The sequence below is a fragment of the Gordonia sp. N1V genome (genome assembly GCF_029269935.1).
GTDB classification, from domain to species: domain Bacteria; phylum Actinomycetota; class Actinomycetes; order Mycobacteriales; family Mycobacteriaceae; genus Gordonia; species Gordonia polyisoprenivorans.
This window is the reverse complement of record NZ_JARJDD010000055.1, coordinates 1-1,542: the sequence shown is the minus strand read 5'-3', so window position 1 is coordinate 1,542 and position 1,542 is coordinate 1. Positions and strand designations below refer to the sequence as shown.

Sequence of the window (1,542 nt, the reverse complement as noted above, 5' to 3'; positions counted from 1 at the left end):
GCGTTAGGCACGCGGTGGGATGCGGTGGGACGCCCATAGAAAGGTCAGGAGAGCCCAGGGTGTTCGATGCAAGGGGTGGTTTGATCAATTCTGCTTGTGGACAACGTGTTTCGGCGCCAGCTTTCTGTCGGTGGGGTGTGGTAGGGACGCGGTTTTCGCTGTAGTCGATGGATGTGGTTGCGATACCTGTCATCTCGCCGGGTCTCGAGGCGCGGCGCCTGGGGCGCCGTGCACCTCGACCATCGATTGGGAGGGGATGCTGAGTGCGGGGGCCTGGATCGTCGATGCGGTGGGGATGTCCGGGTGCGGGGGTGCGCATGGACCATCGATTTGGGGGGATACTCGAGCAAGCTTCGACCACCGGGGGAGGTGGCCTGCTGATCAGTGGTTGTCGATTCCCAACGCCCGCAACACCGTTTGCAGTTTGGCGGTGGTCTCGGCGAGTTCGGCATCGGGATCGGAGTCGGCGACGATACCGCCGCCGGCCCACGTGCGAAAGGTTTGTCGGTCGGCGTCGAGTTCGAGGCAACGAATGGTGACCATCCACTCACCGTCGCCACGCGCGTCGGCCCAGCCGACGGCGCCGGCGTAGAGTCCGCGTGGTTCCTCGTGATTCCGAATGAACTGTGCCGCAGCCTCGGTCGGTGTCCCGCACACCGCGGGGGTGGGGCTCAGGGTGAGGGCCAGGTCGAGTGCGCCGACATCCGGATCGGTGAGGTGGGCGCGTATCGGGGTGGCCAGGTGCCACATCTCGCCGGTGGAAAGCAAGTGAGGTCGGGTCGCGACGGAGAGTTCGTCGCTGATCGGCGCCAATCGTTCGCGCAGATGCTCGACGACGAACGCGTGCTCGCGATGATCTTTTCCCGACGCGGCGAGCTTCTCCCGGGCCTCGCGATCGGCATCCGGGTCCGACGAGCGTGGAGCCGAACCTGCATACGGATGGCAGGTCACCTCGCGACCGCTCTTGTGCAGCAACAACTCCGGGCTCGCGCCGAGGAGCCACGAGTGGCCGCTGTCGACCGCGAACGCATTGTGCTCGGAGTTGCCGTGCGCCAGCGCGCCGAGGAGTTCATCGATCCCGACCGGTGAATCGAGCACCGCACCAACGGTTCTCGCGAGCACCACCTTGTCGAGGACGCCGGCATCGATGGCGGCCACCGCACGGCGTACCCGCTCCCGATGTGTGGCGGCGTCGGGGATCTCGACGAGTTGGGCCAGTGAATGACGGACGGGGGCGCGCCCACCGAGCGCCTGTTCCCGATATAGCCGCGTGGGTGCGAACAGCGCGGCCGGATCGGCGGGGTCGAACGGGAGCGCACCGACCACCGACTCCACCGCACCGGATCGCAGCGCGTCGACGGCGTCGGAGACCGCGGTGAACCGTCGCGCGACGCCCTCGGCGCGAACCACCCCGTGCGGGCGCGACAACACGAACGGAGCAGGCCCCGTTCCCTCATCTTCCACACGTTCGCCGCTCACTCGACCAACCTAGTGGCGCGAGTTTGAAGTTGTTGGACGGTTGGCTTTTTCTAGGATCTGTTC

1 protein-coding gene is annotated in these 1,542 nt (G+C 66.4%); it reads right to left on the bottom strand.

The features are described 5' to 3' along the window. Window positions 1-381 precede the first annotated feature (381 nt). Window positions 382-1,479 (bottom strand): isochorismate synthase, encoded by a 1,098-nt coding sequence (locus P3L18_RS28050; protein WP_276115990.1) that lies wholly within the window; start codon window positions 1,477-1,479, stop codon window positions 382-384. Between the last annotated feature and the right edge of the window lie 63 nt (window positions 1,480-1,542).